23 protein-coding genes are annotated in these 26,303 nt (G+C 32.2%); 1 reads left to right on the forward strand and 22 read right to left on the reverse strand.

All coding sequences use genetic code 11. The annotated features are described in order from the left end of the window. The first annotated feature begins 249 nt into the window (after positions 1–249). Positions 250–1,071, forward strand: coding sequence for a mechanosensitive ion channel domain-containing protein (locus tag Ollyesu_RS03210; RefSeq protein ID WP_279302357.1), 822 nt, complete (start codon positions 250–252; stop codon positions 1,069–1,071). On the opposite strand, the gene tsaB is transcribed toward Ollyesu_RS03210, so the two are convergent. The 22 genes from tsaB to ruvA all read right to left on the reverse strand — a co-directional run bounded on the left by tsaB (position 1,064) and on the right by ruvA (position 26,276). Continuing rightward, positions 1,064–1,732, reverse strand: a complete 669-nt coding sequence (tsaB, locus tag Ollyesu_RS03215) for a tRNA (adenosine(37)-N6)-threonylcarbamoyltransferase complex dimerization subunit type 1 TsaB (RefSeq protein WP_279302358.1) — start codon at positions 1,730–1,732, stop codon at positions 1,064–1,066. The two genes, Ollyesu_RS03210 and tsaB, sit on opposite strands and share 8 nt — an antisense overlap. Positions 1,733–1,734: 2 nt before the next feature. After that, positions 1,735–3,072, reverse strand: a complete 1,338-nt coding sequence (locus Ollyesu_RS03220; protein WP_279302359.1) for a TolC family protein — start codon at positions 3,070–3,072, stop codon at positions 1,735–1,737. Next, complete coding sequence (locus tag Ollyesu_RS03225) at positions 3,056–4,174, reverse strand: efflux RND transporter periplasmic adaptor subunit (protein ID WP_279302360.1); 1,119 nt, start codon at positions 4,172–4,174, stop codon at positions 3,056–3,058. The genes Ollyesu_RS03220 and Ollyesu_RS03225 overlap by 17 nt, the downstream gene beginning before the upstream one ends. A 56-nt stretch (positions 4,175–4,230) precedes the next feature. Beyond that, positions 4,231–5,472 (reverse strand): ABC transporter permease, encoded by a 1,242-nt coding sequence (locus Ollyesu_RS03230; RefSeq protein WP_279302361.1) that lies wholly within the window; start codon positions 5,470–5,472, stop codon positions 4,231–4,233. Positions 5,473–5,474: 2 nt separating this feature from the next. Next, a complete protein-coding gene (locus tag Ollyesu_RS03235) occupies positions 5,475–6,704 on the reverse strand; it encodes an ABC transporter permease (RefSeq protein WP_279302362.1) in 1,230 nt (409 codons plus the stop codon). After that, positions 6,697–7,398 (reverse strand): ABC transporter ATP-binding protein, encoded by a 702-nt coding sequence (locus Ollyesu_RS03240; protein WP_279302363.1) that lies wholly within the window; start codon positions 7,396–7,398, stop codon positions 6,697–6,699. The genes Ollyesu_RS03235 and Ollyesu_RS03240 overlap by 8 nt, the downstream gene beginning before the upstream one ends. A gap of 113 nt (positions 7,399–7,511) precedes the next feature. Continuing rightward, a complete protein-coding gene (locus Ollyesu_RS03245) occupies positions 7,512–7,733 on the reverse strand; it encodes a hypothetical protein (RefSeq protein WP_279302364.1) in 222 nt (73 codons plus the stop codon). 35 nt (positions 7,734–7,768) lie between these two features. Then, positions 7,769–8,314, reverse strand: a complete 546-nt coding sequence (locus Ollyesu_RS03250; RefSeq protein WP_279302365.1) for a DUF420 domain-containing protein — start codon at positions 8,312–8,314, stop codon at positions 7,769–7,771. Between the two features lie 47 nt (positions 8,315–8,361). Beyond that, positions 8,362–9,108, reverse strand: a complete 747-nt coding sequence (locus tag Ollyesu_RS03255; protein WP_279302366.1) for an SCO family protein — start codon at positions 9,106–9,108, stop codon at positions 8,362–8,364. A gap of 58 nt (positions 9,109–9,166) precedes the next feature. Continuing rightward, complete coding sequence (locus tag Ollyesu_RS03260) at positions 9,167–9,886, reverse strand: hypothetical protein (protein ID WP_279302367.1); 720 nt, start codon at positions 9,884–9,886, stop codon at positions 9,167–9,169. A gap of 88 nt (positions 9,887–9,974) precedes the next feature. Further along, positions 9,975–10,358 carry a cytochrome C oxidase subunit IV family protein gene (locus Ollyesu_RS03265; protein WP_111658862.1) on the reverse strand — a complete coding sequence of 128 codons (384 nt, stop codon included), beginning with the start codon at positions 10,356–10,358 and terminating at the stop codon, positions 9,975–9,977. 21 nt (positions 10,359–10,379) lie between these two features. Next, positions 10,380–11,378, reverse strand: a complete 999-nt coding sequence (locus Ollyesu_RS03270) for a cytochrome c oxidase subunit 3 (protein ID WP_279302368.1) — start codon at positions 11,376–11,378, stop codon at positions 10,380–10,382. 122 nt (positions 11,379–11,500) lie between these two features. Next, positions 11,501–12,085, reverse strand: a complete 585-nt coding sequence (locus Ollyesu_RS03275) for a cytochrome c oxidase subunit 3 (protein ID WP_279302369.1) — start codon at positions 12,083–12,085, stop codon at positions 11,501–11,503. A gap of 1 nt (position 12,086) precedes the next feature. Further along, positions 12,087–12,980 carry a heme o synthase gene (gene cyoE, locus Ollyesu_RS03280; protein WP_279302370.1) on the reverse strand — a complete coding sequence of 298 codons (894 nt, stop codon included), beginning with the start codon at positions 12,978–12,980 and terminating at the stop codon, positions 12,087–12,089. A 150-nt stretch (positions 12,981–13,130) separates the two neighbouring features. Beyond that, a complete protein-coding gene (locus tag Ollyesu_RS03285) occupies positions 13,131–13,670 on the reverse strand; it encodes a hypothetical protein (protein WP_279302371.1) in 540 nt (179 codons plus the stop codon). A 50-nt stretch (positions 13,671–13,720) separates the two neighbouring features. Beyond that, positions 13,721–15,859 (reverse strand): energy transducer TonB, encoded by a 2,139-nt coding sequence (locus Ollyesu_RS03290; RefSeq protein ID WP_279302372.1) that lies wholly within the window; start codon positions 15,857–15,859, stop codon positions 13,721–13,723. A 113-nt stretch (positions 15,860–15,972) separates the two neighbouring features. After that, positions 15,973–16,782: an energy transducer TonB gene (locus Ollyesu_RS03295; RefSeq protein WP_279302373.1), complete on the reverse strand. Its 810-nt coding sequence runs from the start codon at positions 16,780–16,782 to the stop codon at positions 15,973–15,975. A gap of 111 nt (positions 16,783–16,893) precedes the next feature. Then, a complete protein-coding gene (locus tag Ollyesu_RS03300; protein ID WP_279302374.1) occupies positions 16,894–17,619 on the reverse strand; it encodes an energy transducer TonB in 726 nt (241 codons plus the stop codon). 58 nt (positions 17,620–17,677) lie between these two features. Continuing rightward, positions 17,678–18,049 carry a VanZ family protein gene (locus Ollyesu_RS03305; protein ID WP_279302375.1) on the reverse strand — a complete coding sequence of 124 codons (372 nt, stop codon included), beginning with the start codon at positions 18,047–18,049 and terminating at the stop codon, positions 17,678–17,680. Beyond that, positions 18,042–18,422, reverse strand: a complete 381-nt coding sequence (gene gcvH, locus Ollyesu_RS03310) for a glycine cleavage system protein GcvH (RefSeq protein WP_279302376.1) — start codon at positions 18,420–18,422, stop codon at positions 18,042–18,044. The genes Ollyesu_RS03305 and gcvH overlap by 8 nt, the downstream gene beginning before the upstream one ends. 63 nt (positions 18,423–18,485) lie before the next feature. Then, entirely contained in the window at positions 18,486–25,688 is a 7,203-nt protein-coding gene (gene sprA, locus Ollyesu_RS03315) for a cell surface protein SprA (protein ID WP_279302377.1), read from the reverse strand. Between the two features lie 6 nt (positions 25,689–25,694). Beyond that, positions 25,695–26,276: a Holliday junction branch migration protein RuvA gene (ruvA, locus tag Ollyesu_RS03320; RefSeq protein ID WP_279302378.1), complete on the reverse strand. Its 582-nt coding sequence runs from the start codon at positions 26,274–26,276 to the stop codon at positions 25,695–25,697. Positions 26,277–26,303 lie beyond the last annotated feature (27 nt).

Consider the following 26,303-nt stretch of genomic DNA (forward strand, 5'->3'; position numbering starts at 1 on the left):
TTTTATAAGAGGGTTTAATAATGGATTAATTTACAATTATACTAAAATATCGCCTAATAAATCTGCTCATTTAACCATAAAACTCGTTGAAAAATACAAATCCAATAAAGGTTAAATATGAACAGCCAAACAGAAGTTTTAAGATTTCAATATTAGTATATCTAATATAACATCTCTGGTTTAATTTTTCCTACCCTAAATTATTAGTTGATTAGATATGTATATATTTGTATCAACAAATAATTTCAAATGGATTTACAACAATGGATTAATAGAGGTGTGGAGATTATGCTTGAATTTGGACCTAAATTATTAGCAGCTATTTTAATATGGATTATAGGTAGTATTATAATTAAACAAATATCAAGAGCCTTAAAAAGATTGATGTTGTCCAGAAACTATGATGTTAGTCTTCAAAAATTTCTATTAAATTTAATAAACTGGATTTTAAAAATTGTTCTTATAATAGTTGTTTTAGGCACTCTAGGTGTTGAAACAACATCTTTTGCTGCTATTATTGCAGCTGCAGGTTTAGCTATTGGCCTAGCCTTACAAGGCTCATTAGGTAATTTTGCTGGTGGTGTTTTAATTATGCTGTTTAAACCCTTTAAAATTGGTGACCTAATTGAAGCCCAAGGTGAAATGGGTGTGGTTAAAGAAATTCAGATATTTACAACTAAGATTACTGGGTTATCAAACCGAGAAATCATTATTCCAAATGGAGCTTTATCTAATGGAAATATTATTAATTATACCACTGAAGGAACTAGACGTGTGGATTTAATTTTTGGCGTTGGTTATGATTCTGATATTAAACAAACTAAAGACGTCTTAATGAAAGTCTTAACCTCTAACCCAAAAGTACTCCAAGAACCAGCACCAACAGTAAATGTAATAGAGTTAGCAGATAGCTCTGTTAATTTTGCTGTTAGACCTTGGTGTAAAGCTGAAGATTATTGGGCTGTTTATTTTGAGACGACAGAAAATACTAAAGACGCTTTAGATGCTGCAGGTATAGAAATACCTTATCCACATGCAGTAGAAATAAAAAAGAAGGATAATTTTATTTAGCTTTTGTACCAACAAAATCTTTTAAATAAAACGGTTCAAAATAAGCGACATCTTCCATGTCGTTTGTCTTGTATTTATCATAAGACAATGCACTCATTTGGTTTGCTGATGGCAACTTAGATTCAACAAAAATAGCATTTGTGCTTTTAATTAATGTTTTTGTTTTTTCTACACCGTTACCAATGAAATAGACCTTATTTACTTTTAACTCGTTACTAAAAGAATTATCGTCTAATATTTGCGCTTCGATTGCTCTAACAGATTTATAGTTAGCATCAAATATTGCAGAATATACTTCCATACGTCTTGCATCTAACATTGGTATTATCAACCCTTCTTCAATATGTACTTGATGTGCTAAAGCTTCTAATGTAGATACTGCAATTAAAGGTTTGTTTAACGCATAGCATAAGCCTTTTGCAGCAGATACACCAATGCGTAAACCTGTGTAAGAACCTGGACCTTTGCTAACAGCAATTGCATCTAGTTGATTAGCTTCTATTTTTGCCTCCTTTAAAACAGCTTCAATATAAACATGTAGTTTTTCTGCATGAGAAAAGCCATTACCATAATCTTCTTTTAAAACCAAAGTCTCTCCTTTGTTAGAAAGAGAGACTGAGCAGTTTGTTGTAGCTGTTTCTATATTTAATATAAATGCCAATTTTACTGAGTTATTGGTTTATCAAGATAAAAGTCTAAAACTTTAGTTTTGAATATAAAATCATACTTGGCATTAATCAAAGAGGATTCTGCGTTTACTAACCTAAGCCTAGTTTGCTCCAAATCGAAAGCATTCATTGCTCCAATATTATAACGCTCTTGAGAATTTTGAAATGCAATTTCTTGAGCTTCTAAACTAACTTTAGCAGCTTCATAAGACAAATATGCAGCTTTAGCATCGGTAAATGCACGCTGTACATTTGCCTCCACATTGAGTTTAGTTTGCTCTAAGTTTAAAGATGCATTTTCTTCTTGAATTTTAGATCTTGCAACATTTGTTTTATTTTGAAATTGAGAAAAAATAGGAATATTTACATTGACACTAAAACGATGTCCCTTTTGTTGATTTAATTGATCAAAGAATGATGCTTCAGTATCAAATAAGTTTGTGAAAAACACATTAGATCCAAACCCATAATTTAAAGAAACTATTGGTAAAAATCCACTCTTAGATATTTCAGTATTTAATTCTGCGTTTTCAATATTTTTTTCTGCAACCTTTACTTCATATCTGTTATCCAATGCATAATTTACTATTGGTTTAGCATTGTCATACATTAGCTCTGCAGTAGGACTATCAATTTCAATCACTTCTATTTGAAATCCCTCATATGGTAATTGTAGTAATTGAGATAAAGTTAACAACGCTAAATCATAATTATTTTGAGCTACAGTTACGCTTTGTAAATCTCTACTTAACGTTGCTTTTGTATCAAATATATTTGCTGCAGGTTGTACTCCTGCATCGACTAAATCTTCTACTTGCTTTAGCTGTTTTTTGGTAAACTCGTATTGTGCTTTGGCTATATCTAAATTTTCGATATTAAATAATACATTAAGATATGCGTTTACTACGTTTAAAGATATATCATCTTTAATTCTATTTAACTCTAACTGATTGGTCTCCAAATTTAATTGAGACTGTTTATATAGGTTTGTTAAACGGAAACCATTAAATACAGTTTGATTAGCGCTTATACTAACGCTAGTACTATTATCTGTTCTATCCACAAACTGACCTGGGAATAATTCTCTGTTTCCTAAAGATAAACTATGTCCTAAATTGGCGTTTACACTAGGTAAAAATTGTCCTTTAGATGCGATAACATCTTGCTCGTTAGACATTAAAGTATTTTGACCTTGTAGTACAGTAATATTATTTTCTAATGCATGTGCAACACACTCTTGCAACGTCCATTTTTTATCTTGTGCTGAAGCAGAACATACTACAAACAGCATTATTGTGCATAAAATCTGTTTCATATTAATTGTCGTCTTCATCGTTATCTTCTTTAGATGCTTTATTCCAAACTTTAATTTTGTCTCCTTCTTTAACACCTTCAGTAATTTCTACGTTAATTCCATCAGACAATCCTAGCTCTACATTTTGCTTTTCAAATTTCCCTTCCTCTTTTTCGATTTCAACAAATGGTTTCTCTGTAATTCTGTTAAACTGTAGTAAGGATTCTTTAATCACTAAAGTACTATCTCTACTTTCCATTTCAATTTCAGCATTTGCACTGTAACCAGCTCTAATTTTTGTTGATGGTTCAACATCTACGTCTGCTTTAATTGTAAATTGTACTGCTCCATTTTCTTCCATACCTTTAGGCGCAACAAATGTTAATTTTGCTGGGAATTCTTTTTCGTTAATAGCTCCTAAAATGACTTTTATCTCTTTTCCTTCTTCTAGTTTACCAACTTCAGCTTCATCTACTTTTCCTTCAAAAATCATTTTGCTCATATCAGCAATAGTTGCAATGGTTGTTCCTGCATTAAAGTTATTACTTTCAATAACTTGATCACCTTCACGTACAGGAATTTCTAAAATAGTACCAGGAATTAGTGCCACAATATTGGTGTTAGCAGAGCCACCACCAGATAGTGATCCACGTTTTATAATTTGATAATTGTTTTGAGCTTGGTTTAATGTCTCTTTGGCTTGATTTAAAGCCAACTCACTGTTTTCAAAATCTTGTCTTGAAATTACACCTTTATCAAATAGTTTTTTATTCCTATCGTATAATGTCTTTGCATTGTTATAAGATAATTTAGCTGTAGAAATTTGCCCACTAGCACCAACTAAGCTTTGCTCGTTAGGCACCACTCTAATTTTAGCAATAACGTCACCTTTTTTCACGATATCACCTTCTTCTACTAAAATCTTATCTATAATACCAGAGATTTGAGGTTTTAACTCTACTTCTTCTTCTGGGTTAAGTTTCCCAGTAGCTACTGTTTTTGTATTAATTGAGGTGTAAAAAGGCTCAGCTGTTTTAAAATCTTCAACAGATTTTTCATTTGAATCTTTAAAATATTTTAACACCCAAACTAGTGCTAAAATTAAGACAACTACGATAATTATTTTTATTATTTTTTTCATTTGGTTGTGGTTTATACTTTACTTGTACGATTATTAAATTTATTTTGATTGATTTTTTATTCTTCTCTTAACGCGTCTATTGGCTTTACGCTAGTAGCTTTAAACGCTGGTATTAGACCTATTAATGTTCCTAAAACAACTAATATTATTAATGCTATAAATACAACAGAAATGGATACAGACGCATTAACTAGAACTGCTTCTGGACCTTGCCCAAAAAAGGTGTCGACAAAAATAAGTAATAATCCACCACTAATAATCCCTAGTAATCCAGCTATTAATGTGATAAACACAGCCTCTAAGATAACTTGTCTTTTAATTTCAAAAGGTGTCGCACCTAAGGCTCTTCGTACACCTATTTCTTTGGTACGTTCTCTTACTGTAATAAGTAGAATGTTACCAATTGCAAATACACCAGCTATTAAAGTGGCTATTCCAACAAACCAAGTTAAAAACTGCATTCCTGTTAAAAATCCAGTGATTTTTGCGAACTCTTTACCTAAATTAAAGCTACCAAATGCACGATTATCTTCAGGATGTACTTGATTTAAATTTCTTAAAATTAGTTTAGCATCCAACTCTATTTGAGAAATGTCATATTCTGGCTTACCAGTAATCATCATCCAACCAATATTTTCTCCCATATTATAGATTTGCTGAAAAGTAGTGAATGGTATATGAATATCACTTGTCGGTCCCATATTAGCATTACCTGTTTCAAACATACCAACAACTTTAAAATTCATTCCGTTTAATTGAATGTATTCGCCAATCATTTCGGCATCTTTTTCAAAGAGCTGCTTATAGATTTCCTCAGAAATAACAACGACTTTTCGGTTTAGGTCAATGTCTGTTTGATTGATAAATCGTCCTTTAATCATTTTCTTTTTTTGAACCTGATCTAACAATGGATAATCACCATTAACACTAAAATTACCTGATAAAAAATTATGAATAACTAATGCAGAACTTTGATTACGTGGTACAACAAATTCGATACCTTCTACATTCTCTTCAATTTTTTTAGCATCACTAATTTTAAGTGGTACTTGACGACCTTCTTGAAACCCTTTAAATGGTTTGCTTGTACTTTGCGACCATACAAATACACTGTTTGTAGCAAAGCTACCAAACAGTCTATTAAACGAGTTTTCTATACCTCGAGCAGATCCTAATAATGCAATAAGTAGTAAAATTCCCCACCACACACCAACCATGGTGAGTGCTGTACGGAGTTTATTTTTCCCTAAGCTATCAAAAACCTCTTGCCACGTATCTCTTTCTAGTAAAAATCGCATAGTTAATCGTTTCTAAGTGCTACAATTGGTTTAATTCTTGATGCTTTTTTTGCAGGTAAATATCCTGCTAGTCCGCCTGCTATAATTAAGGTTATTGTGGCTCCAATAACTAAATTTAAACTTACGTAAGGGTCTTTAATAAAATATTGTTCTAAGCTAGGTCCTACTAATTCTAATATTCCCATACCAAGTAATAGTCCAACAAAACCTGCAATAATGGTAATTAAAATGGACTCCATTAAAATGATTAATACAATAGATTTTGGAGAAGCTCCAAGTGCTTTTCTAATACCAATCTCTTTGGTACGTTCTTTTACAATAAATATCATAATATTGCTAATACCAACAATTCCTGCAATTAAAGTTCCAAATCCTATAATAAGTACTAAAATACCTAAAACAAAAGTCATTTGATCTACTGCTTTAGACTCGTTTGCCAAATTACGTACTCTAATAGCGCGTTGATCGTTTTGAGAGACCATAAAACGGTCTTTAAGTTTTTTTGTTAATACGTTACTAAAACTTATTGCCGAGTCAAAATCCATATCTGGATTATACGTTAAATTGATTTGATCGATATGATCGTTATTACCATAGATTTGTTGCGCAGTAGATACTGGCATATAAATCATACGCTCTTCATTATCTCCACCATCATCAATGAAAGTACCAACAACCTTGTATTGAATTCCGTTAAGGTTTAAATATTTTCCAATAGCAGTGGTTTTTAAAAATAAATCTTCTTCGACTAAACGACCAATTACAACAACTTTAGTTTTATTTTTTATATCAGATTCATTAATATATCTACCATAGGTAACTTTAGTGTTTTCTAAGAATTGATGATCTGGATTTACAGCTCTTACTGAGTAGCTGTTTTTTTCGTTTTTATATATTGCTGTTACGTTTAGATAGATTCTAGAAGTAATGTACTGGACTTTATCTCCAAATTCTTCTTCTATCCATTCTTGGTCTTTGTTTTCAAATTGTATTTGTCGTCCTGCTTGCAATCCGTTACTAGCTTTAGAGGTTCTACCTGAAAAGACAAAAATTGAATTTTTTGCATCATCTACAAATGCAGAATCAAAAGTGTTAAGCAAACCATTGGTTATACCAAAAAGCAAAGCAAATAATAAAATAGCAAAAGACACTGTAAAACCTGACAGTAAGGTTCTGGTTTTATTTTTATTAATACTCTGAAATATTTCTCGCCAAAGGTCTTTATCAAACATGTGCTGAGGCTCTAACTTGATTTACAAATACATCTTCCATAATAACACCATCTTTTAATCTAACAATACGTTTACACATATTTGCGATGTCTTCTTCATGTGTTACCATAAGTATAGTTTTACCTTCATCATTTAAAGATTGGATAAAATCCATAATCTCATAAGACGTTGTGGTATCTAAAGCTCCTGTTGGCTCATCTGCCAATAATAATTTTGGGTTTGCAGCTAATGCACGTGCAATAGCCACACGTTGTTTTTGTCCACCAGACAACTCATTTGGTAAATGGTCTGCCCAATCTTTAAGGCCTACTTTACCTAAATGAAACATGGCTTTCTCAATACGATCTTTACGTTTTAAACCTTGATAATACAATGGTAAAGCAACGTTATCTAATGCATTTTTGTAATTAATAAGGTTAAAGGATTGAAAAATAAATCCTAAAAATTTATTACGATAGATGGCTGCTTTTTTCTCTGTTAAGTTTTTAATAGGTACACCATCCAATATGTACTCACCTTCATCAGCCTCGTCTAACATCCCAATAATATTAAGTAACGTTGATTTTCCTGATCCAGAAGATCCCATGATGGCTACCATTTCGCCTTCTTCGACAGATAAATCAATCCCTTTTAATACATGAAGACTAGAATCGCCAATTGGGTAAGACTTGTGTAGTTTACTTATTTTGAGCATAATTGGTGGTTTTTTTGATTGATGATTAACTCAATATCAATTAGACTACAAAGGACAGTATTTGTTACAATTTTTATTAAAAAATTTTGTTAAAAGAAAAATCAAATGTATTTCTACCCTTTTCTAGTCTTAAAGTATTTCCAATATATAAAAAAACCCAAACCAAAGACAATTATATACGGAATAGACATTAAATATACGATTCCATCATTTATTCCTTTTGCTGCTGCTTGCCCTTCTTCGTTTTCTAAAACTGCACGACACATAGCACATTGTGCATTTGCTTGTACAAATGATAAGATTAAAAATAGAAATAAAAAAACTTTAGTTTTCATACTTATAAGATTCTTCGCTACGTTCTGAACGACAATTACACATAGTAAGGCGAAATCATTAAATATACAACAACACCTGTTATGGCTACATATAGCCATAACGGAAATGTGATTTTAGCTATCTTTTTATGACGCTCAAAATTATTAGTGATAGCTCTGACATAGGTGATTAATACAAACGGAATAACTGCTATTGACAATACAATATGTGTAATTAATATAAAATAATACACATATTTTATAGCACCTTCTCCTCCAAATTTGGTAGAATCGCTAGTCATATGATAAGCAATGTACATTAATAAAAATGACACTGATAAAGCGATAGCTAACTTCATTAAATTTTCATGCTGTTTCCTTTTTCCTTTTTTAATAGACCATACTGCAACAAGTAATACTAATGCTGTCAATGCATTTATGCTAGCATAAATAGGAGGTAAAAAAGTTAAAGGTTGTACGTCAAAACCTAATCTTTTAAGATTGACTCCAAATAAAGCAGCTACTGCTAATGGTATAATTATGGAAAGTGCAACAATCCATTTATTATATTTCTTTTCGTTTTGTAGGTTTTCTGTGTTCATTCTAAATTATTATGAGATCCTGAAACAAGTTCAGAATGACGCATTATTTATTGATTTAATAGCTTTGCAATGTCTTCTTTTAGCATGGTTATTTCTTGCTCAATACCATCTTCATCTACTTTTTCTTGTTCGCTGACAACACCTTTATAAAAGATTTTTGGATTACCAAAATCATCTTTTCTAGAACGTAAATAGCCTTCTTTATCCACTAAAGCAAAGTCACCTGAATGTTCAAAATTTTCTGTATCTACAAAGATGTTAAACCCAATGTTTGATAATTTGTAAATGTCTTCTTTGGGTCCAGTCATTAGATGCCAATTAGGATTGGTTACACCATAGTTGTCAGCATATTCTTTTAACACTTCTGGTGTGTCATTATCTGGCATGATGCTAAACGAAGCAATTCCAAAATCTGGATTGTTTTTAAACGTATTTTGGATAGTAACTAAGTTACTACTCATCCTTGGACAAATGGTTGGGCAAGTTGTAAAAAAGAAATCGACTACATATACTTTACCTAAATAATCTTTATTAGTTATAGTGTTTCCGTTTTGGTCTGTAAAACTGAATTCAGGTACTTTTTTTCGTTCGCCATTTATAACTAGATATTCTAAATCAGATGTATTTGTCTTAGACTTTTGGTCGTTTACAACAATTCCCTTACTTCTGCTTTCGTCTGTACGGTTAATATCTTTATTGGTGATTCGATTAACTATCTTAGGAATAAAAATAATACCAAACAATAGTATAATAAACGAAATACCTATGTATGAATAATTTGGTTTTTTGCTCATAATATTTTTTAAAAGACACTTAAACTTGGCTTAGTGTGACATTATATTTGCAATTTAGTTAATTGGTTTGCTCTCCTTTTAAGTCGTCTGCACGTCGTGTTGTCGAGTTAAATTCGCCCTTACGCTTTTGTCTATATTCTGTAAACAGCACACGCAAATCGTCTGCTCCCATTTTATTTTTTAGTTCTGAAACTTCTTTACAATTGTAAGCTGTTAGCGGGAAAGCCTCTATCTTTTTTTCTATTTCTTTTTTAGTTCTGTCGTCCAAACGTCCTCGTTGATTGAGCTCTTTATCAACAATAAAGACTTTACTTGTAGCTAAGTTAAAATCTAGAACTTCGCTTGTTCTTAAACTATTAAATAGTTTTTTGGTGTCGGAATCATTAACTAGTACAAACTTCCAATACTTAAGCTCGCCATATTTAGTTAGCTCTTTTTTTAGTCTATCTGTCGCTTCTTCTGCACCTTCTGAGACCATCATGACTACCTGAAACTTTTTAAACCCTTGAAATTTATCATAGATTAACTCTTTTAAATTAGAGGTTTCTACAATTTTTGATTCTGGGTCTTTTCCTAAAAAACCTAAAACGGTTATGTGATCTGCTAGTTTTACCTCTGTAGTTGCTGAGGCTAAATTTTGAATATCCAATACCTCTGCTTTTACAACTTCAAGTGGATTGTAATTATTGGTAGATGGATATAAAAACAATAAAAATATTACAGGCAAGAAAAATAAAGCACTTAAAACTACTCCTTTTTTTACATTCTTTTTATCCATAATATCTCCTTCGTTTTTGGTTTTACAAAAATAAAAAAGGTGGCTTTAATAAACCACCTTTTAACTATATTTTATGTCTAATTCAATGTTAGAAATCTCTTTTAATAAATCCGTCTTTGTAGACATCAAATACATATCCACCTTCTTGTAGTAGTATAAAGATTAAGTAGCAAATTAAAAATACTGCTGTCCATACTACTGCACGTCTTAATCCTGCTGTTTCATCACGCATGTGCATAAAATCCCATGTAATGTAGTAGGCTTTAACTAAGGTAAGAATAATAAAAATCCAGTTCAATATTTTCATACCAAAAAATGACTTCATTGTCGATTCTGGTTTGTAGATACCTAAAACAACTTCAATAGCTGTTATGATAGATAATAGAATTAATACTCCCCAAATTTTTTGAGTGTTAGATTTAAACTTAATTAATCCTCTAAATATTTCTAATTTATGTGCGTCTGCTGCCATTTTAAATGTGTTCTATTTTAATTAAACTAAGTAGAAGAAAGTAAATACAAATACCCAAACTAAATCTACAAAGTGCCAGTATAATCCAACTTTCTCTACCATTTCATAGTTTTTACGTCTTTCATAAGTACCTAGAATAACATTAAAGAAAATAATGATGTTAATGACTACTCCAGAGAATACGTGAAATCCGTGAAATCCAGTAATAAAGAAAAAGAAATCTGCAAATAATGGTGAACCGTACTCATTAACCGTTAGGTTTGCACCTTGTACCACTAGTCTACCATTTTCTTTAATTTGCTGTAATGACTCCTCTCTTGATAATACCGTTTTTTCTCCTTCTTCGTTTATAATTTGTGTTCTCACTAAAATATTAGGGTTAGCTTCCATCCCTTTAACTATATCGCTAACTTGATAAGCAGGTAATGAAGCCTCTTCAACAAACCATAATCCAACGTCACGACCGTGTTGTACTCTTTCTGTTGGTGAAGCTACAGCAAAATCTGTAATAGACAAACGCTTAAATTTTTGTTCACCATCAACTGTTGCATATTCTCCAAACTGAAGGATATTACCACCTTTAGTTTGCACAGCTCCATAATCTCCTTTAATAAAAGTTGCCCATTCCCACGCTTGAGAACCAACGAAAATTAAACCACCAATAATGGTTAAAAACATGTACCAAGTTACCTTTTTCTTGTTCATGTGGTGACCAGCATCTACAGCTAATACCATAGTTACAGAAGACATAATTAAAACAAACGTCATAAACGCTACATAAATCATTGGGTAGTTACCATGGAAAAATGGTACGTGCGTAAATACCTCGTCTGCAATTGGCCAAGCGTCTATAAATTTGAATCTTGAAAAACCATAGGCTGCTAAAAATCCTGAGAATGTTAAAGCATCTGATACGATAAAAAACCACATCATCATCTTACCATAACTCGCCTTTAATGGTTGATTACCACCTTCCCAAGTTTTTCCTTCTGTATCAGTAGTTGCAACTGTAGTGTTCATATTGTTGAATTAGTTGTTTAAATGTGGCACAAAAATAATCATTTTATTCAGTTAAAAAAATAGCAAACTCTAAATTTTATAGTGTCTAAATAAGGTTTATTGACTTATTGGATTGATACTTTTTAATTTAGAAAAAAGTACAAGAAAAAAAACAGGTAAATCCAAAGCAAATCTACAAAGTGCCAAAAGGTTTCTGCTAGTTCAAATCCTACGATGTTTTCTGTTGAATATTTTCCTCTTAAATGGTTGATTAACACCACTAACACAGGAATTAGACCGACTACAACATGTACAATATGTACAACTGCAATTAAGTAGATATACGTTACTGTAACATTACTGGTTGGTCCTGTAAAATTGTATCCTAAGTCTATAATTTGATTAAAACCTTTAAATTGATTGTAAATAAAAAACAATCCTAATACAAACGTCAATCCTAACATTGCAGTGGTTAAACTGTTATTACCTTGTTTTAATGCTTTTTTGGCTATTATGAAGGTAATACTACTAACAATCATAATAATGATGCTAATCCAAAACGGTTGAGGCATTTCAAAATTTTGTAGCCAATCTGGTCTGCTACTGCTTACAATAAAAGCACTAGTCCAACCTGCAAACGACATAATTAACGATGCAATACCAAAGTACAACATCATTTTTCTTGCACGTCCATTTTTCTCTTCTATGGTTCCTTGGGTTAAATCCATTTTATCTTATAAATTTATCAATTACATATACAATTTGTACCAATGTGATATACAATACACTTGATAACATCAATTGTTTCGCTGCTTTTTCAGTCATTTTTTTATACAATAAAATCGCATAATACAACATGACTAGTCCCAAACCAAATACAATAATTGCAGCAACAATGGATAATTTTAATTGTCCTGTGACTCCAAAAACTGGAACTATGGATACTAAAATAGTCCAGATGGTATATAATATGGTTTGAACAGCTGTTCCTTTATCCTGTTTTCCTGTCGGTAGCATAAAAAAGCCTCCACGCTTATAGTCTTCGTATAAAAACCAACCAATAGCCCAAAAATGTGGAAATTGCCAGAAAAACTGTAAGGCGAACAACGTTCCTGGTTCTATCCCAAAATCGTTTGTTGCAGCTACCCATCCTAACATAAATGGTATAGCTCCTGGAATAGCACCAACAAACACAGATAAAGGTGTTTTTGTTTTTAAAGGCGTGTAAACACTTGTATATAAAAATATGGAAATCGCGCCAAACATGGCAGTTTGCGGATTAATTGTATACAGTATAATGATCCCTAAAACAGTAAATATACAAGCAATCATAAATGCTGTATTTACTGTCATACGTCCAGAAGCAACAGGTCTGTTTCTGGTACGATGCATTAAAGCATCTAAATCTTTTTCGATAATTTGGTTAAAAGCGTTACTAGCACCAACCATAAAATAACCACCTAAAGCCAGCAATAAAACGATTTTAAAACTGATGGTATCTGCTCCTAAAAAATAACCAGCAACAGACGAAAACACGACGCTTAGTGACAAGCGCATTTTTGTGATTTCTTTAAAATCTGATAGTGCTGTGTGTTTTATTGTAGGTGTTGCTGTTGTACTCAAACCAACGTCTTTTTTTGCTGGTGCAAAGATACTGCTAAAAAGGAATTTAGCATAAAAAAACCACAAGGTTTTTAGCTTATGGTTTTAATAAACGGTTGAGTCAATATTTATTTTGAATAGGTTGATTCAAATTATTACTATTTATTTGTTTTACGTTTTTATATTTTCCATTTCACTACCATTATCAAAATTATTTAATATGATATATTGGAGTATAATAGCGACAACAAATTGCCATATTTTAAAACTAAAATCTGAATGAATGTCATATGAATAAATAATTATCAAAGCCAAAGAGATAACAATAACTCCAATTAAGATTTTTCTCAAGTTATTGAAAAAGCTAATTTTCTTTATGAATAATGAATTTATATAAAAAAACAGCATTGGAGATATAATACCAACAACAAATAAATACGAAATATCTACAATGCGAAATTTTCCTATTTGAAATCTTTTTTCAAGGACTAGCTCTAATAAATTTCCTATTAAAGAGTAAACTAATATTCCAAGAATAAAACTAATATATGATGCAACAAAAAAATTAATAGCAGTTTTAAAATTAAATTCTTTTAGATTGCATAATGTAATTACCAAACAAAAAATTAATGGTATAATCCAAAAGTTCACAAAACTCAATGACAATACACAAAGTATAGGGACAATAATTATTTTAGCAATTTTAATCACAATTAATTTCTTCTATTATTTTAGATTAAAGCAAACTAGAAATTATTATCCTACAAATCAAAATACCAATTAAATAAGTCTGTTCGTATTCCAAAATTAATCCAAGCAGTACTATTATTAAATACAGAAAGCGTCTGCGCTTCTGGATTAAAATTACGATAGCTTACATTTATAAATGCTTTTAAGTTGGACGCTGGATTAACTAAATAACCCAATTGCGCACTGGCATTTACAGACGTTGTTTTAATACCTTGACCAATGGTTATTCCTGTATCTGATGGTCTATCACGCTCGTCACCAAAAATATCTCCTCCGTAAAAAAAGTTATCTGTACCATCGTTCACATCAAACCCTCTAACTCCTGTAATTACTTTTGCTTCTCCAAACCATCGGTCCTTTTGGTAACGTCCAATAAGAACCAACTCTCTAAAATTGGCTCCCCAAAGATGCGCCATAGGCTGATTGTTGTGGGCATAATTTAATACAATAGTATTGTGTGAATACGTGTAAGGTCGAACTTGGTTATATTCTGCTTGAAGCATTAAATTTTTAACTTTAAAGGCATCGTACCATTTTGCTCCTAACTGAAACCCAAATTTGTTTTTCCAACTTTTGTCTCCACCTGTAACATCACTTAGTGAAAATTCATCTAAAATAAATTGTCCGTAAACATTGACATTATCGCTATACTTGTATTTAGCTGATGCTCCTAAAATAGCATTTCCTGCGCCTTGACCAGTTTCAAACTCGATTGCTCTAAAAAATATTAATGGATTAAGGTAGTTGATATCAAAACCTCTGTCGTTAGTGTTTTCCCAAACTACAGACTCAAATAATCCTAAGTTAAATCGTTTAGATACATTCCAACTTAGGTAATGGTTGGCAATGTATTTTGTTCTAAAGGCTTTATCTACTGTTGCTTCGTCACGCACATCTTTTAACCAAGTCCATGTATTGGTATATTTTATTTTCCAAAATTTAGTATTGAGTTTTAAAAATGGATATGGACTAGCCACATCACTTTGCAGTAAACTTCTGTAACCATCACCAATAAATTGTTTTCCATGTCCAAATTGGATATTCATAAATTTGGTTGGCGAATACGATAAATAGGCTTCTGCAACTGGATAATCATAAGCATCTTCTTTGAAACGTTTAGCAATACCACGTCCAGGAATAATTGCTGGATCTGGTCCAAATGCTTTTAAGCTCTCGGCATATTGATTAAAATATTGTGCAAAACGTCCTTGGTTTTCATATACCGAAGCTGAAAAACTAAGCTTTCTACCTAAGCCTCCTTGTACATATAATCCACGTGTGTTATTGTAAGTGCTTCCAAAATCTGCATCTGTATCTTTTCCTAATTGTAAATCAAAAATGGGATCAATGGTAAACCAATAGTCTTTGCCTTGTAATTGCACTAAATGCTCATTCCATAATTTGCGTCCTGCCCAAGTTTGAGTGTCCTTTTTTAATGCATCGTTTTCAGCTGAAAAATCGTAGTAATTAGAAACATCTTCATACATATATGGTTTTGATGCTGTATGGCTATTAGTGCCCACTCGATTAATATCTTGATCAAACCTAAAATAGTTTTCATGTGAAAACGGAATATTAACTTGACTGGAATACGCTTTATTAGTGTACTTTAACATAGATTGTTGTACGCTATCAAACTCTTGTTTTGCTTTTTGTTGTAAAACTGTGAGTTGTTCAATCTCGTTTGATTTTTCAACATTTTCATTTTCTGTACTTGCTGTAATGGTAGGCAGATTAGTAGGTTTGTTTTTTTCATTTAATGGAAAATACAATACCATACTGTATTGTTTAAATGTTGGATTACCATTATATGTCGCTGGTTCTATTTTTGGGAATGCTGAAAATACCCTAATGGTTTCTTCTTTTAATGCTGCAGATTGAGCATCTACATAAATAGTTTTAAACTCTCCTTCTTTAGTGACTTCAAATACAATAGAGACTTCGCCTTTATAGTCTGCTTTAGTAGCTTCTGGAAGTTTAAATTCTGAATAGATTATATTATAAACTTCTTGATTAAAACAATTATGTAGTTGGTTGTTATCGGTCTCTTTACAATTTTCGAAACGAGGTGGTACTTGGTAAATAGTTGTGTCTTGTGCGTAGGTAAAAACAGAACAAGTTAATACTAATCCTAAAATGAAAGTCTTCATATTTAGTTTGAGGTTTAAATTTTGCTGAAAGATACTGCTTTTTTTTAAACGCTTTATAATAGAAAAAGTCGCTATCTTAAAAGATAACGACTTTAATTACTCTATATTTTATGTTAGTATTTAACTTGAAATACAATAGGTAGTGAATATAAAACCGACACTGGTTGTCCACCTTGTCTTCCCGGTTTCATTTGCGGTACTTTATCTACAACCCGATTTGCTTCTTTTTCTAAATCTTTGTGTGGTGCTCTTGTATTAATGATTTCGACATCTCCATTTTTATTAATTCTAAAATTCACATATATACGTTGGATTCCTTCTTTCAAACCTAGCTGTTCTCCTAAATCTCTGTCAAATTTATTTTTAACCAATTTGGCTAATTTATCTGACATACATTTTCTACGTTGGTCATTGTTTTTAGCCTTTTCACAACCAGGATAAATTGGTACCATCTCTACAAAATTTACATGTACTTCTTCATCCGGTTTTTTAATATCTAAATCTCCTTCATTTACTGGAGGCTTCTTGCCCTCTGGTTTTGTTGGTTGAACGATATCTGATACTAAATCATCTTTATTTACTTTAGTATCTGGAGTATCATCTGGAACTATAGTCGGATTGTCTGGTCGTACTGGTTGTTTCTGTAAAGGTTCTTTAGTAGTAACCGCATCAGGTTCTACTTTAAAAACTGGTGCAAACATATAATCCTTTTCTGGGTCGTCTATAATCCTTTCAGAAAGATTATACGTTTTATCTTCAAAACGCATTTCTAATGACCCATAGGTAGCCAGTAAACACATAATTAACCCAATCTGGAAGTAAAGCGATGAGTTTTTTCGTAAATTTACATCGTGTTTTTGTGATTTTTGCACGTTTTTCTCATTTTGGCGAGTGAGATTGTGCAATTCCTTGGAATTTTTCATAATATCTATAGTTTAAATGTTAATGTTATGAAGAAATCACAATAAACGTACCAAAAACAAAAATCCCGCTACTTAATTGTAACGGGATTTTTAATCTATATGGAATTGTAATTATTCTACTTTGAAAGTAATAGGTAATCCGTAAGGTACATTTACTGCTTTACCACGCTGTCTACCAGGTTTCATTTTTGGTAGTTTAGCTATAACACGTTTAGCTTCTGCCTCTAATTTTGGGTGTGGTGCTCTAGCTTGAATACCAACGATGTTTCCGTTTTTATCAATTTTAAAACCAACATTGATACGTTTAATACCACTATCTAAACCTAAATCTTGTGCTAAGTTAGAGTTGAAATTTTTTCTAACAAACTTTCCGATTTTTTCAGACATACATTTTTTCTTAGCATCATTGTTACCTGCATTTTCACATCCTGGATATACTGGCACGTTTTCAATAATAGAGAAAGGTACATCAATATCTTCTTCTACTTCTTCTACTTCTACATCTGCTACTTCTACTTCTACAACTTCTTCTTGTGTAGTTTCAGTTGACTCTATAATAGTTTCTTCTACATCCTCTTCGTCTTCTACTACCTCAATAACCTCTGGAGCTGCTGGAGGTGGTGGAGGTGGTGGAGGTGTATTTAATATTTCTGTGATTGGTACATCATCATCATCATCGTCGTCAAAAACTAATTGTCCTATATCAATATCAGACTTTTCTGTAGTTGTATAGTTAAGACCTGTGTAGGTTAAAAATAGCATTAAAGCTAAACCTACTGCGACGTATAGCGAACTGTTACGTCCTACATCTGCTTTTGAATTTTTTTTAGATTCCATATCTGTAAATATTAACTGAATGCTAAAATAACCATTTATTTGTCAAAAAAACAAAGTATTAATAGTTTTTAACTTTCATTTTTATAATTAAATTAATAACCAACACTGCTACAAGGGTACCAATAATATTAGCAATAACATCTTTAAAATCTGCTTCTCGACTTTGTGTTGCTGTGTGTTGTAATACTTCAATAATTATACCAAATACTAAAGAAATAATTATTGAAATAATTTGCGATTGTTTTACACTTTTATTGTAATAATAATGTAAAGTATAAAACCATAAACCTGTTAAGATTACATGTGCTAAAATATGCATAACCTTATCCGAATCGTTAGGAAAATCAGCTACACTTTTTACACTAATAAGGCTTAATACTAGTATAGTTATTGAATACCCAAAACTTAATATAGGTAAAAGTTTACGCACCAATTAGCGCTTTATAATCCTCTGCAGATAGTAAATTATCTAATTGAGAAGCATCAGAGACTTTAACCTTTACCATCCAACCGTCTCCATAAGGATCTGTATTAACTTTTTCTGGCTCGTCTTCTAAACTTTCGTTAAACGCAACAATCTCTCCAGATACTGGTAAAAATAAGTCTGAGACCGTCTTAACTGCTTCTACAGTTCCAAAAACTTCTTCAGCTTCAAGGGTTTCATCTAAAGTTTCAACCTCAACATAAACAATATCACCTAATTCGCTTTGCGCAAAATCTGTAATACCTACTGTTATTTGGTCACCTTCTATTTTAATCCACTCGTGATCTTTAGTATATTTTAAATCTGATGGTATGTTCATTTTATAATTTTTAAGTGAGTTACAAATGTATCTAAATGAACATTAATTTCAAACAATGCCCAATTAATTTCCGAAATTATATCTTAAGGTCAATCCTGAGCGAATAGTTGTTTGAGGAAATGCGGTAGATATTGCATATTCTGAGAAGGTATAATCAAAATAGAAAATACCTGTTAGGTTTTTGCTAAACGCATATTCTGCATTATACTTAAGTCCCCAAATAGTTTGACCATTAGTAATTTGATTATTATCTAAATCTAGGTATCTAATAATAGTTTTATTATCTCTTACAGATAAATCTGCAGACATAATTAAATCCGATACTATAGACTTTTTTGGACCTGCTAATTTAGATTTTATACGGACATCTTTAAGACGATATCCTAAACCAACAACATATTCGTTTCCTGCAATTTCTGTCATTAAGTTATTATCGAAACTTAATGAGAGCATACGGTCTTTTCTCATTTCTAGCAATACTCTAACCGAGTTTTTCATTTCCATATCAAAACGGAATAATGGACTAAACATTTCTGTTAAAGTTACACTACTGTATAGTTTTTCGCTTTTAAAATTTCCTGCTTGGTCTAAATCTTCATTAGGTTGCGCATCGTAGTCTAAACTATAGTCTATCCCATCAAAATCAAGATTTGTTCTAAATTGACCTATACTATAACTAGAACGGTAACCATGTGTTAATGAAAAACGTTTAAAATTCTTCTTAAACCATTTCATTTTCATGAAACCAGAATACTTGATATCCCAATTTGGTATTGGCATACTTCTTAAAGCTCCTAATTTAGTTTTACTAGCATTTTGACCAGTATAAGCACTAACAAATGCTGGTAACAAGACTTGTTGACTTGTTTTACCAAAACCTTTAGGGAAACCGTCTGCATCAACATCATTTGGATCTGCACCATTTTGTACTGCCAATCGTCTTGCAATTTCTAATCTATTAGCTCTAAAATTTTCAAATGCTTCAGATCCTGACTCATCACTTTTACCAAATGCAGTTGGTAATGTAAATGACGAAATACTAAAGTTTCCGAAAGTATTTGGTGTTAATGATAGATATTCACCATTTTCGACTCTATAGTTTTCAGTATAGTTTTCTGCGTAAGTCCTAAATCCAACTAAGTCTATTTTAAAGTCATTAATTGGCTCTAGATTTGCCGATAAATCTAACTGCTTAGTCTGGTTGGTTGTGTATTGCTGATTAAAATCAGGAAACGCAGTCAGCCATCCGTTTCTGGCAGCTAATTCTCTGACATCACTCTGGCTTCCAAACGTGTAACCTATAGTAGGTTTTGCTGTCCCTAAAAACCCTGGAGTTTGTAAATATCCTGGTAAGAATGTACCATTTGTTTCACTGTAAACAGCTTGTATACGCTTAATAGATGTTAATAGTCCTATACCAAAGTTTCCAATTTTTGAGCCAATACCATCTCCTTTCTTTTTAACTTTTGAAGCGTTTTCTTTTTTGGGTGTTGTTGGTGGCGCAGTTCTTCTGGATCCTCTTGCAACTTTATTCCCTCTTCTGTTAGTTTTTGAAGTTATACCTAAATATCGATACAACTTATTCATATCTAAAGTTGAATTGATATTGTGTGTATTACCATTAGAAATAGTGTTACCTAGATTGTAGGTATTACCATCATTACCAACTAAATTTCCAAATAAATCAGACCCTTTTTGCCACTGGAATAGTCCTGAGTAAGAATATGTTGCTTGTAGAAAACTTAGTGTTGGTATTTTATTTAAAGGTAATTCATAATTAATACCTATTTGTTGTTGTTGTCGGTTTGGATCTCCTAAATCAAAAAAACCATCCCAAACATCTAATAAAGGATCAGGTTCGCCATTTATAATATTGTCTTTAAAATAGTTTCTAACTATATTGTTGTTAGACGAAGAATAATTAACTTGAAGGGACTTTGATAAATTCCAATTTAGGTTATATTGATAATCAAAAGTATAGTTACGCCTGTACAATTCTTCTAATCCAATATTGTTACCTGTTAGGTCTAAATCTCTAAATTTTTGACGATTAAATTGTCTGTTTAAATCTGTATTAACTGTAAAGCTTGCTGGAAGTACATTAAAATTAAGTTCCTTTAAGAATTTCCAATATTTACCAGTAAATAGCGAATCGTTTTTCTTGAATGGTTCAATAATTTTTGGCTCAAAGTTATAAGCGTAATTAACACCTGCTCTGACTTGCTTGTCAACCGATCTTTCGATTTCGAAATCACGGTGTTCCATTTTGTTGTAAGAATAGTTTAGTGTTAAATTCTCAACATCATAAAATTGTGGTTTGCTATCTCCTGTTCTATTCTTTTTAACACCTATAAAGTTGATGCTTTTTCGTTTGGTGTATTCTTCAGATTGTTCTAAAATTTGATCGCGTTCTAAATCACTTGCAGCCTCATCTAGACGCGTGTCAAGCTCGATATCTTCATACTGCTGATCAAATTTAGGTGTAATAACCTCAACACCTTGACCATAATTAAATGGCATTTGAATACCCCATTTTTTTGGTAATAACTGTCCAACATTAACATTAGTAATAACATCGTATTGTTTACTGTCTTCTAAACTACGTTCACTAGGACCTTGGTTAACACTTCCAAAACCTGCTGTACTCATTCGTCCTGTTGCACTAACACTTGCAAAATCTGCTAATTGGGTATCTACAGTAACGATTGCAGCCCAACCACCTTCATTTTCTAATTCTGATAAACGCAACTCATTAAACCAAACTTCTCCACATTGTAGTAAGTTTGTTCCGTTTTTTACACCGACCATCAACGTTCTAACATCTCCAAAATTTGGATTACCTTTTATAGCTACACGTTGTTGTCCTGCAACATAGCCAGAAAACTCATCGGCTACAGGAACTAAATCGTTTCCAACGACATCATAAAAATTAGCTGTTCCATCGGTTAATGTTTGGTTAGCAATACCTAAAGATTTTATACGTTGTAAAATTTCCAACTCTAAATTAATCTCATTAGCTGCTGGCCAATAGGCTTCTGGTGTCGCACCACCAGTAAAAACTTGTAATGGCACTTCTATTTGATAATAATTCTGTGTCAAATCATTACCCATTCTAATAAAACCAACTAAATCGTTATCTGCCAAACCAGGAGTTTCTCCATCTCTGGCGTGCATAAACATTCTTAACTTTTTATATTGACGCATGTCAACACTAATATTTTTAAACACAGCACGTGAGTCTTTAGCTTTTAAATCACATACGTCTACTACTAAAGATTGCTCGTTTTGCCTAACGATAGTATTGTTATTGTTTAATCGCTCTGGCACGACACTAGGAGGTGATACATAACTACCATCGTTTTCTTGTGTACTAACTGCTCCAACTGTAAATGCTGTATCGTCAAAATCTAAAGGTGTTGGTCCTCCATCTAAAGCCAATTGAAAACGTCTCCAATCACTACGCACTAACTCTAAAGTACCAAATCGTAATGTTGTGTTTTGTTGGAAGTCGTTTAGATATAATCTTGTAAATCTAATAGAACGTAAATCTGTGATTCCGTTAACGACAAATTCATCATCTGTCCGAATTGGAATTCTAAATTGATACCATTTAGGAAATGCGGTGTCACCATTTGGTAAGACTCTTGGGTTGTTATTATCTGTTACGTTTTTAGTGTCGACAATATATTCATTATTAATGTTTAACGTTGCAGGTGTAATTTCTACTTCGTATTCAAAATAACTATCAATCGTATTCATGGTGTTATCACGATTGACATCCTCTACATCAGGTTGTGTAGTTGATCCTCTGTTGGTATCACTAAAGGCATCTGGAGAATTTCCATCAACACCATTATATAACTTATATCTATCAAAAATACTTCCCTCTGTATTTAGGTAATAATTGTAATTATCTTGAGCAGGATCTGTTAAACCAGAAAATCCTGGTGGAAAGTTTGCTGCTTCTTCACCATCGTCATAACCATCTAAACCAACATCTTGATTAGTTCTTTCTTGTCCAGTTGTATCAAACGCATAAATTAAGGCTTGGTTTTGTGGTACAACAGATTGAAACACGGTTTGTGGTAATAAACTAATATTACCATCTTGCGGTAGACCGTTTTCGTATTGCTTACGTCCATCCTTGAGGACATCTTCAGAAATATTTCCTAAGTTAATATAAAGTTTTCCGCCTGGATTACTTGGATCTTCTTGAAATGGGTCTTGTAACCAAAACTCTATGTATTCTACATTAGCTTGTTCAAAATCTGTAGAAGTGATTTGTCTTGTGATTCCTGCCCAACTGTCTTGCGGATTTACTGTTGTTCCATTTTCTGTTCCTGGTTCAAAGTTATATGGTCCACGTTCAACTGGATAATATGTTAAATCAAGAGTGTTTAATACAGATGTTTGACCTTGTGCAATATCTTGTTCTGGAAACAACTCATTTACAAACACACGACTGGTATATAAGCTTGACATATCGTCATCTGAAATACCACTTGGACGCTGACTACCGTAAAATATTGGATCAATAGTGTACCAGTTAAGCATTGCACGACCGTAACCGTTCTCTATTCCGTTATCATCAAACGTAGCAACACCATTTACATTTAATGGTCTACTAGATAAGTTCCATGCTTGAGCAGATTTTAAATCAATACCATTTTGAGTACCTTCAAAATCATCGATATAAGCGGTTGCTTCTCCATTAAAATCGGTTCCTTTTGGTGCTCCTGGTAATAAATACGCAAAATCACCTCTTACAGAAATGTTTGAAGGTGCGTCTGTATCTATATTTGGTAATTTATTTACTAATCGAGATAAGAAAGGTAACTCTGAAGAAAAATTAGCATTAAACCCGAGAATAGTATTATTAATAGGCTCGCTATTATAATTAGCTTTTTGTGTTATTGGTCTTTCGTTAAGGTTTAGGTATGTGGCTCCAATAACAAAATTTTCATTAAACTGGTGTTCTACGTTAATACCTGTGTAACGTTTAGTTTGCTGACCAAAAATAGAGTTGTTTTCAGTTGAGACTTCAATTGGAATATTAGATGCTCTAAGACCTTCGTCAATGATATAAACACGACCTAATTGATAATTAACGGTGTAATCTTGACCTTCTACTAACACACGTCCACCAGCAGTGACACGTACAGAACCTCTTGGCACATTGAAACCTCCAATTGGGATTCCATCTCCACCTGACGATTTATAGCGTCCTTTTATTTGAAATTTATTTTTATCTACTTCATCTAAAGCTGCAGTTTTAGTAGCTTTATATAGTAAGTCATATACGTATTTTTCTTGATTAGGATTGGTGTAGGTATCAGCTTCGTAATCTGTTGCATTGTTACCTGAGTTACCATCATTATCTAAAATATCGAAAAGATATCGACCAAAAGGTTCGACTTTAGTAAATACAATTTTACCGTTTTGAGGAATCACTGTAATCCCTGGAACAAAGTCGAAAAATCCATCTCCATTAGCTTGTGGATCGTTATTAAAGTTTAATCTGTCCAGATTAAATAAACGTAATAAAGTTGTTTCGCTAATTGGATTACCTTCAAAATCCACTCCGAATGGCGATCCTTCTACAGCAGTAATATAGTTTACTGGAGCAGATTCGTTATAAAAAATATTTAGTTTAAAATCTTCTTGAGTTAATTGAAAAGCGCCTGTGTCATAAATGTTTTTCATCATTAGGTCCCAAATAGGTTGAGACACACTGGTAATACTACTTTTTAATAATTTTAAAACTAATGCATTATTGGTAACACTAGTTACTTGACCTTGCGTATTTACATCAACATCTGTTGCACCAATCCCATCATTAGCAAACTCACCAACCTGAAACACTTGTCCACCAACTGTATATTGGTAAGCTACTGCTAATACCTCGTCGTTATTTAATCTTTGATTTAAGGATATGTATCCTAGTTGTGTATTGAGAGTATATTCTTGTCCTTCGGTTAATTTTCTGGTGTTTTCTTGTTTTGCAAAATCAAACCCTTCATTAAATCCAGGAATTAAAATTCCGTTTTGTACTGTTGCAATATCTCTAACTTGTTCTGTTAATTGCGAGCCAGCATTACCAATGTTTGTTGGGTCTAAACCATTATTTCCATTATCCGGAAATGCATTAGGTCCACCAAAAACATTTACTCCTGGATTACCAATAACAGCTGTTTCTCCTAAATCTTGAAATGCTACAAAGTTTCTTACATTTTCTGTACGATTACTTCTATTTGTTACCCAAACTTCTATTCTAGTAATCTGGATATTGTTGTTAATAAATGGGTAATTAGCTAAAGCTTGGTCGTAATTGTTACGGAAGTATTGTGCTAAGAAAAAGTGACGATTTTCATCATAATCTCTAATAAAAAACTCAAACTCATCTAATGTCCCACCACCTTCTGCTACAACAGACCTAGCGTCTGAACGTTGGTCTGAAAACACTCCAGTTATAGTTGTTTTACCAAATTTTAATTGCGTTTTAACACCAAATAAACTTTGTGCTCCAGAAATTAAAGAACTATTAATTGGCATATTAACATTACCAACTTCTATTTTTTGAATGATATCATCTTCTGTTGGTGTATATTCCAACTTTACTAAATTCTGAAAATCGAAGGTAGATTGTGTATCGTAATTTGCTGTGACTTGTAATCTTGAACCAACTTTACCCAACATACTTAAACTGATACGCTGATCAAAGTCGAAAGAAAAGTTACGCCTGTTTCTTGGGGAGAAAGAAGGATTATCTTGTTTAGTAAATAAGACACCTAAATCCATTTCTACTGTACCTTGAGGCACAATAGATATTGGTCCTTCTCCAAAAATACTTTCAAAAAAACTGGAGTTAACGTAAAATTCTGGAATTAGATTTTTCTGAGCCTCTTTAGCATTTCCTTTTTTACCATCATAGGCATCAATCTTATCTTTATAATACGATTTTAAATTTTGCCTAGACACTAAGTCTTGATACTCTTGAGGCGTTAAGATAACTGGATAGTTAATATTAAACTCGCCAACAGACTCTGTATATATGTAGCGGTCTGTAACCGGATCGTAAGTGTATTTAGATTCAATACTCGAAGGGTTAGGCATTTCTAGAGTCCCAAGACTATAGCCTGTTTTAGTACTATCTTGTTCGACTTGATTTCCTTCTTGTGCAAAAGAACCTACTGAAACTAATAATGCTAATAGTGTTAGTAAAAAATAATTCTGATATTTATAAAAGCTATGTTGATTAGTATTCAAAATAAACTATAAATTTTTTAGGGCTAATTTGATAATGGTTTCTACGTTAGCTTCTGGTTCTGAAGCAACAATTTTATCTATTACTTTTTCAGCTTGTTTTTTAGCAAAACCAAGAACTTCTAAAGCAGATAACGCTTCATCTTTATTAGTATTGTTTTGACTAACAGAAACTTCGTCTATATCATAAATTTTAAGGATTTTATCTTTTAAATCTATAATGACTCTCTGAGCAGTTTTTAACCCTATACCTTTTATAGATTTAATTAAAGCCACATCTTCTGTAGCTATACCTTCTCTAATTTGCTTAGGCGTTAAAGATGATAACATAGTACGTGCAGTATTTGTACCAATACCACTTACAGATATTAATAACCTGAATAATTCTCTTTCTGCTAATGAAGCAAATCCGTAAAGGGTATGTGCATCTTCTCTAACTTGAAGGTGCGTGTATAATTTTAAAGCTTCTTGATCTGGGATTTGAGAAAACGTATGCAACGAAATATTAATTAAATAACCAATACCATTACAATCTATAACGACGTCTGTAGGATTCTTCTCTACTAACTTTCCCTGTATGTGTGTAATCATGTAATTGTTGCTGTTAAACCTCCAAAT

This window comes from Olleya sp. YS (assembly GCF_029760915.1).
Taxonomy (GTDB): domain Bacteria; phylum Bacteroidota; class Bacteroidia; order Flavobacteriales; family Flavobacteriaceae; genus Olleya.

Excerpts from the sequence above, each read along its gene's own strand:
- Ollyesu_RS03250 (WP_279302365.1), bottom strand. The coding sequence starts at position 8,314 with ATGAACACAGAAAACCTACAAAACGAAAAGAAATATAATAAATGGATT.
- Ollyesu_RS03260 (WP_279302367.1), bottom strand. The coding sequence starts at position 9,886 with ATGGATAAAAAGAATGTAAAAAAAGGAGTAGTTTTAAGTGCTTTATTT.
- Ollyesu_RS03210 (WP_279302357.1), top strand. The coding sequence starts at position 250 with ATGGATTTACAACAATGGATTAATAGAGGTGTGGAGATTATGCTTGAA.
- ruvA (WP_279302378.1), bottom strand. The coding sequence starts at position 26,276 with ATGATTACACACATACAGGGAAAGTTAGTAGAGAAGAATCCTACAGAC.
- gcvH (WP_279302376.1), bottom strand. The coding sequence starts at position 18,422 with ATGAACATACCATCAGATTTAAAATATACTAAAGATCACGAGTGGATT.
- Ollyesu_RS03300 (WP_279302374.1), bottom strand. The coding sequence starts at position 17,619 with ATGGAATCTAAAAAAAATTCAAAAGCAGATGTAGGACGTAACAGTTCG.
- Ollyesu_RS03255 (WP_279302366.1), bottom strand. The coding sequence starts at position 9,108 with ATGAGCAAAAAACCAAATTATTCATACATAGGTATTTCGTTTATTATA.
- Ollyesu_RS03235 (WP_279302362.1), bottom strand. The coding sequence starts at position 6,704 with ATGTTTGATAAAGACCTTTGGCGAGAAATATTTCAGAGTATTAATAAA.
- Ollyesu_RS03220 (WP_279302359.1), bottom strand. The coding sequence starts at position 3,072 with ATGAAGACGACAATTAATATGAAACAGATTTTATGCACAATAATGCTG.
- Ollyesu_RS03270 (WP_279302368.1), bottom strand. The coding sequence starts at position 11,378 with ATGAACACTACAGTTGCAACTACTGATACAGAAGGAAAAACTTGGGAA.
- Ollyesu_RS03275 (WP_279302369.1), bottom strand. The coding sequence starts at position 12,085 with ATGGATTTAACCCAAGGAACCATAGAAGAGAAAAATGGACGTGCAAGA.
- Ollyesu_RS03240 (WP_279302363.1), bottom strand. The coding sequence starts at position 7,398 with ATGCTCAAAATAAGTAAACTACACAAGTCTTACCCAATTGGCGATTCT.
- Ollyesu_RS03225 (WP_279302360.1), bottom strand. The coding sequence starts at position 4,174 with ATGAAAAAAATAATAAAAATAATTATCGTAGTTGTCTTAATTTTAGCA.
- Ollyesu_RS03295 (WP_279302373.1), bottom strand. The coding sequence starts at position 16,782 with ATGAAAAATTCCAAGGAATTGCACAATCTCACTCGCCAAAATGAGAAA.
- Ollyesu_RS03265 (WP_111658862.1), bottom strand. The coding sequence starts at position 10,358 with ATGGCAGCAGACGCACATAAATTAGAAATATTTAGAGGATTAATTAAG.
- Ollyesu_RS03290 (WP_279302372.1), bottom strand. The coding sequence starts at position 15,859 with ATGAAGACTTTCATTTTAGGATTAGTATTAACTTGTTCTGTTTTTACC.
- Ollyesu_RS03230 (WP_279302361.1), bottom strand. The coding sequence starts at position 5,472 with ATGCGATTTTTACTAGAAAGAGATACGTGGCAAGAGGTTTTTGATAGC.
- Ollyesu_RS03245 (WP_279302364.1), bottom strand. The coding sequence starts at position 7,733 with ATGAAAACTAAAGTTTTTTTATTTCTATTTTTAATCTTATCATTTGTA.